Raw genomic sequence first — 5876 nt, forward strand, 5'->3', positions numbered from 1 at the left:
GGAATCCGCGTGAACATCCTCAGTCCCGGCACCATCGACACCCCGATCCTCGATCCCCTCGGACCCGACGCGAAGGAGTTCTTCAAATCCCAGATACCCCGCGGCGAGATGGGACGCCCGGAGGAGATCGCGACGGTCGCTCTCTTCCTCGCCTCCAGCGATTCCAGCTTCGTCAACGGCATCGAGCTCTTCGTCGACGGTGGTACCGCCCAGGTTTAACCGCAAGACTTTGTCTTGCTGCAGTCCATGAATGGGATTCATCCGCAGGAGCTTCTCCGCTTCCTGGGACGAGTCCCATTTAGCTTTTGCGCTCGCCCCTGTACTGATTAAGACATCAGCCACCCAGCAAAACCGCGGCAAACACAATCCCGCAGACTTCTAATCTGCCCACAACAGAACAGGCGGCTAAAAAAAGGAATTGGGTGTCCGGGGTCAGTTAGGAATCTGTAACGACAAACGCCGTTCTCCTCAGCAACGACCGAGAAAACCTCTTCGATTTAACATACGAGCATGCAAGAAAGTGTGGTTGGCGGCAGACAGAAGATCAACCTGGAGACGTGGGAGCGCCGCGCGAGCTTTCACTTCTTCAAGAATTTTACCGAGCCCTATCACGGCGTCTGCCTCCGCGTTGACTGCACGGCGACCTACCATTACGCCAAGCAGCATTGCCTCTCAGTCTTTTTGTCACTCTGCATCGCTCACTCGTCGCTGCGCACCAAGTTGAGAACTTCCGGACACGCATTGTCGACGGCACCGTCTGGCGCTACGAACAGATCAATGCCGGCAGCGCTGTCGGACGCGCGAACGGCACCATTGGCCTGGGACATTATCAGTTCCGGCCACGAATCGACGAGTTCGTTCGCGAGGCGTCCATCGAACTTGATCGGGTGCGGCAGAAAGATGACATTGAGGGCTATCCGGAGGCCAACCTGATCCGTTATTCAGTTCTTCCCTGGTTCGACTTCACATCCATCTCGCATGCGCGCAACTTCTCCCGCGAAGATTCCGCGCCCCGCATCACCTTCGGGAAAATTACTGAGGCGGACGGACGCTGCACCATGCCACTATCGATCCACGTACACCACGCACTAGTCGACGGCCTGCATGTGGCACAGTTCGTCGAGAAGTTTCAACATTCCCTGGATGCTCCAGACTCCGAACCTATGTAGCGATGTGTCGGTCAGCCAACGTCCCCTAAGGCAAGGCTTTGGAGAACAGCGAAGTTCCCGCAATGTATGGTCCGCCGTCTGACTGCAAGGGAAAAGCGAAGAGTGGATCGACAGATCTGCGCAAATGTATTCGGCCTTTGTGTGGAGAGTGGAGTCTCCTGGCCATGATGAGTTGCGCTGCGTGCTCTTCCTGATAAACGGGACGGTCATGGAAGACCATTTGCGGGAGCAGGTTGCGAGCATGCCGTTGGGAACTGTTCGTTCGTCTTAGCTATCCAGTGCAGACCTTGGTTGGAGAAATTTGATGTGGGTCGTGGTTAAGCTTGCTTAGCCATTGATTGCATCCGGAACCGCTCGATAATCCTGCCCGCTCGAAAGAACGGCCCACGCGATACGGGCAAGCTTGTTGGCTGCCGCTGTGATGACCACGTTGATGGGCGCTCGTTGCTCAAGCGCATCGAGCCATGGGCCGAACGGAGACCGTTCTCGCTTCACGCGCAGTACAGCGGATCGGGCACCATGCACGAGGATCTTGCGCAGGTAGTTGTTGCCGCGCTTGCTGATGCCGAAGAGTCGGGCCTTGCCACCGATCGAGTGCTGTCGTGGCACCAGCCCAAGCCAGGAAGAAAACTCACGCCCCTTATGGAAGGCTGCGCCGTTACCGATCGCGGCTACGATCGCAGTTGCGACCAGCGGGCCAACGCCAGGGATCTGCCTGAGCCGCTGGCAGGCTGGATCGGAAGAAGCAATCTGTTCAACCTCCGCGTTCATAGCAATGATCTGCTGTTCGAGATCCTTCCACTCGCTCCAAAGTAGGCTGACAAGGTTGCGCATGCGTAGTGTGAGGTTCGCGTCTGCGTTCTCCAGGATCTCTGGCATCGCCAGCTTCAGCTTGGCTGGTGTCTTCGAGAATGTCATGCCTCGCTCGAGCAAGAATGAACCGCAACTGGTTGATCACAGATGTTCGGCGTGCGATCAAACGATCCCGCACGCGATGGAGAGCTTGCAGGTCGAGCTGGTCGTCGGTCTTGATCGGAACGAAGCGCATGTTCTGCCGATCGACAGCTTCGGCGATTGCTTCCGCATCGAGGAAGTCGTTCTTGTTCGACTTCACGAAAGGCTTTACGAACTGAGCTGGAATCAGCTTCACATCATGGCCCTGTTCTCTCAGGGCACGGCCAAGGAAGTGGGCACCCGAACATGCCTCCATCCCGATCAAGGAAGTCTGCAGGTTGGCGGTAAACGTGATCAGCTGCTTCTGGGTGAACTTCTTCCGCAACAGTACCTTCCCAGCTGCGCTGAGGGCTACGAGGTGAAAGGTCGTCTTGCCGAGATCAATGCCAACTGAACGAATCTGCATATCGATGATCCTCCTTGAACCTGCCAACACGATCACTCACTTCAACGGGGAGATCAAGCGGCGGACCATCTCATTAACGGGGTTTGCGGCAACTTCGATCCCGAACTTGCCGCAAAGCGGACCCGTCAACCGCCCAGAACTCGATTTTCTGGCTCGGTGAGTGAGTCGGCGGAGATATGCTAATTGAGATCCTCGTATAGCCTGAATCGGCGTCTCCCGCAATGGCCGCACAGCCGTTCAGAGCCGGAGTACGCCACGCAGGACAACGATCCCAGTGCCGGATAATTCCGGTTCGAGATTGACTCGAATTCGCAGGATGCTCCGGCGTCCCATCTTTGTGGTTCGATCGCCAACTCGTTGTTCGCAACCAGACCTTCGCTGGCGAGATACGCTGCCAGCGGCCCCGCTGCCGTTCCGGTGGCCGCATCTTCCCAGAGTCCGACTGTAGGGTTGAAGAACCGTGCATAGGCTGTTTGCGGCCGATTCGCATCGAACGCGTAGATATAGCAACCTTCTGCCCCTGCCGCTTTCAAGACGCCAAGGAGTTCTTTCGCCGCCGGGTTAGCTTTGTCTACGGTCTAGGGATTTACAACCCGCACCAACAGATGAGCGACACCGGTATACGCCGGGCGCGGTGGTGGCTGAGACTAGATTTCGCATGGATCGAGCCCGAGCGCCTTCGCCAGCGGATCCACATTGCCCAGCGGGTCCGGCGCGTCTTGTTGGCGGCTCTTTCGAGGAAAACTGAATCACCAAACTCGTGTGTGCGATAGTCGCGGGCGTTCAGTTCATGGTCGATACGGCCAAGTGTTTCATCATCGACGAAAGCGCGCAGCAGCTCGTGATGACTGGTGCCCCGCTCGTGAGTGCCGGAGAGAATTGCATCGACAATACGCAACTTGCTTGACGCGTCAAGTCTTTGCGTCGCCAACCGCTCGCCGGGTGGCACGACGCCATCAAACATTGCAGCCGTGTATTCCAGGGCTCGTGCAACCGTGGTACCAATCGCGATGATACGTCGACGTGACGTTTGAGCGTGCTTGATCATCAACGCAGTTGATCGGGAAATCCGGTACGGCTCAGGGAGGGGCAGGAGTGCGTCCAATTCCGGGATCGCCCAGTTTCTGGATGTCGTCCGAAAGAAATGACACTCTGGTGTGACGATTCGGAGCGACGGTCAGAAGCACGGTGCGGACGCACAAACTCCCGCGTCGAAGTCATAATAGCCGCATCCGCTGTCTGCAATTACGTAAACTCTGTGACCGACTGTGACATAGCGCACCAATGCCGCTACGGCTGGAGTTCCCTGAGCTGCCGCTTCAGGCTCGGTCTGCGTGCGCACCTTTCTGGAGTGGTCGAACTGAAAGCCGATTAGTTCTCCCTTTAGACCAACATTCCTTGAAATCAATAGCGCAGCCTCATATAACCTCCCGGCGGCTTCCTCATATAGGCGTGCAAGACGGGCGCGGTCCTCGTGCGTCAATTCTATTGTCTTCTCCATGGCTGGATCCTTATCTGGATGGCGAAAGCCCGCTCAGGCTCATCAGCCTTTTCACGCGATCTGCATAATACCCGCAGAGCGCCGATTCGCAGCGGAGTTTGCTCATGACAGTTGGCCTCACCAAAGATCTGAGCATTCGGACAGCGACATTATCACAAATTAGAGCACTGGGCGCCCCGGGTCAGCGTCGCGATAGCTAAGTGTATGAGAATATCACTCTCATACTAACGTCCCCAATTCCTGAAAATCCTGAAAGCGGTCGTATTCGCTATAGGGGTCGCTCCGCACACGGGCTATTCGGCGCAAAGAACCGAGAAGGGACTTCTTTTGCCGTCGCCGGTTACCGCAGATACGAGTGCAGTCCTGTCGGCGTTGAACGGGCTCACAATATGGTCGCCCGATTTAGGAATTACCGCGCCTATTTGATATTCCAGTGAGGTGATTTTGTTGGTGGAAGTGTCTTTGAAGTGAACTGTGACAGACATGGCTTCGTTGACCTCGAGTTCAGTCTATTCCTCCAGCATCTCCTTGATCCGGTCGATTGTAGCCTTCCAGCTTTGTGCTGGTCGCTGCGGAGGCCTTCGAGGGCGGAGATCGCGGCCTTGGGAGTTCCCATCATGAGGCTCTCGGCAATCATCGTCGCATTGCCGAACAATATCTTCATCTAGAACCATTGCGAGGGGCGCGCGTCTCGAATCTGGCGTCAGACCAATCCAGCGAGTGGTTGGGATAGCAGCAACATGGGCTTTGAGACGCGCATGACATCCTCAATGTTGTGGATGGATTCGTCGAGCGTGGCAATGTACTCGTAGAACATCCCCGCGACGGAGCGCAGGTCGGTTTTGGTCCTAGTGGGTTCGGCTGATTCATTGAGACAGGCAAGTTGGATCTCGATACTTCGGACGTCTATCACGGCGGACGAGCGCTTGTCTTTGAGGAGTTGCAGTGGGGTGTTCATATTAACCCCTCTGATGGTCGGATGCCGGCGGTTCAGATTGCGTTGCATTTGGACAAGTCAGAGCCGGTGGAGCACGTCAACCGGGCCTAATATCGACGTGACTTCGAGGTGAAGACACCAAAAGGTGCAAAGAACTTCGACAGCAGTCCTCGCCGTTCCTCTCGCTTGACAGCAAGTTCTTTCATCGTCCGGTTGTAACGGAGAGTCTCCACTGCCTCCTGGATCGCTGCCCGGTGCCCCTCAACAGTCCTGGAATCGGGTCTGGTGTGCCGCTGAAGCTGATTGGCGCGCACAATGCGGCGTTTTCATCCTCCCTGTTTCTTGTTGGGATCACGTTAATGCGGATTCTATTCTGGTCGATACGAGCGACTGTCAACATCACCGTCCGCTCCCCAAGAAGCGGCATCAGCTCTATGAACATACGTCCCCATCATAAGAAACTCGTTCACTCACGTTCGGTGGAGGGTGCCGCAGGGTCCATGCGGCGTGGATTCACTTTATTGTTTTATGGGGCTTGTCAGCTTAATAGTGGTGAGGCCCGGTGAGTTGGCGAGTGACCGGGGAAAAGCTAGTTTTCGGCAAAACTCCGCCCACAACAATTCACAGATACAATCGCAGTAAGCTGTTTGTGGCTTGGGATGGTGATCCATCGATTTTGCGATCCTTCCGTTTGTCCTGCTGGTTCGAACCCTATCCGCATGTGATCGACAGTATCAGGCGGGAACAAGAGGCTTACCCCATCTGAAGGCCACTCTTAGGGTGGACTGGATTCGGCCGACGAGGACTGAGGCTGAGGAACTTCGGTAGATGATCTTGTTTTTGAACAGGCAGCTTAGAAAGAAGCATCCGTATGTCACCTCGTGGTTTTTATCCCGGGGCGTTGCGCGG

The 5876-nt window shown here is 55.9% G+C and carries 8 protein-coding genes; 2 read left to right on the top strand and 6 right to left on the bottom strand.

The annotated features are described in order from the left end of the window. Both Q363_RS30085 and Q363_RS30090 read left to right on the top strand, forming a co-directional pair. Positions 1-219, top strand: a 219-nt coding sequence (locus Q363_RS30085) for an SDR family NAD(P)-dependent oxidoreductase (RefSeq protein WP_035358096.1), incomplete at its 5' end; no start/stop codon positions are given. Positions 220-665: 446 nt separating this feature from the next. Further along, positions 666-1169, top strand: coding sequence for a CatA-like O-acetyltransferase (locus Q363_RS30090; protein ID WP_245632563.1), 504 nt, complete (start codon positions 666-668; stop codon positions 1167-1169). A 327-nt stretch (positions 1170-1496) separates the two neighbouring features. On the opposite strand, the gene Q363_RS45005 is transcribed toward Q363_RS30090, so the two are convergent. From Q363_RS45005 to Q363_RS30115, 6 genes are all read right to left on the bottom strand, one after another. Beyond that, on the bottom strand, positions 1497-2003 hold the full coding sequence (locus tag Q363_RS45005; protein WP_425387811.1) for an IS110 family RNA-guided transposase: 507 nt from the start codon (positions 2001-2003) through the stop codon (positions 1497-1499). Next, on the bottom strand, positions 1924-2529 hold the full coding sequence (locus Q363_RS47210; RefSeq protein ID WP_425387812.1) for an IS110 family RNA-guided transposase: 606 nt from the start codon (positions 2527-2529) through the stop codon (positions 1924-1926). The genes Q363_RS45005 and Q363_RS47210 overlap by 80 nt, the downstream gene beginning before the upstream one ends. Positions 2530-2708: 179 nt before the next feature. Further along, a complete protein-coding gene (locus Q363_RS47215) occupies positions 2709-3062 on the bottom strand; it encodes a PhzF family phenazine biosynthesis protein (protein WP_051979555.1) in 354 nt (117 codons plus the stop codon). Between the two features lie 53 nt (positions 3063-3115). Beyond that, complete coding sequence (locus Q363_RS39535; RefSeq protein WP_245632565.1) at positions 3116-3634, bottom strand: S-adenosylmethionine:tRNA ribosyltransferase-isomerase; 519 nt, start codon at positions 3632-3634, stop codon at positions 3116-3118. A 72-nt stretch (positions 3635-3706) separates the two neighbouring features. Next, on the bottom strand, positions 3707-4030 hold the full coding sequence (locus tag Q363_RS30105) for a hypothetical protein (protein ID WP_035358099.1): 324 nt from the start codon (positions 4028-4030) through the stop codon (positions 3707-3709). Between the two features lie 703 nt (positions 4031-4733). Next, positions 4734-4988 (bottom strand): hypothetical protein, encoded by a 255-nt coding sequence (locus Q363_RS30115; protein ID WP_035358103.1) that lies wholly within the window; start codon positions 4986-4988, stop codon positions 4734-4736. Positions 4989-5876: the final 888 nt, after the last annotated feature.

The sequence above is a fragment of the Edaphobacter aggregans DSM 19364 genome (assembly GCF_000745965.1).
GTDB lineage: Bacteria > Acidobacteriota > Terriglobia > Terriglobales > Acidobacteriaceae > Edaphobacter > Edaphobacter aggregans.

Bases quoted from the DNA above. Each gene is read 5' to 3' on its own strand.
- Q363_RS47210 (WP_425387812.1), bottom strand. From the start codon at position 2,529: ATGCAGATTCGTTCAGTTGGCATTGATCTCGGCAAGACGACCTTTCAC.
- Q363_RS45005 (WP_425387811.1), bottom strand. From the start codon at position 2,003: ATGCGCAACCTTGTCAGCCTACTTTGGAGCGAGTGGAAGGATCTCGAA.
- Q363_RS30105 (WP_035358099.1), bottom strand. From the start codon at position 4,030: ATGGAGAAGACAATAGAATTGACGCACGAGGACCGCGCCCGTCTTGCA.
- Q363_RS30115 (WP_035358103.1), bottom strand. From the start codon at position 4,988: ATGAACACCCCACTGCAACTCCTCAAAGACAAGCGCTCGTCCGCCGTG.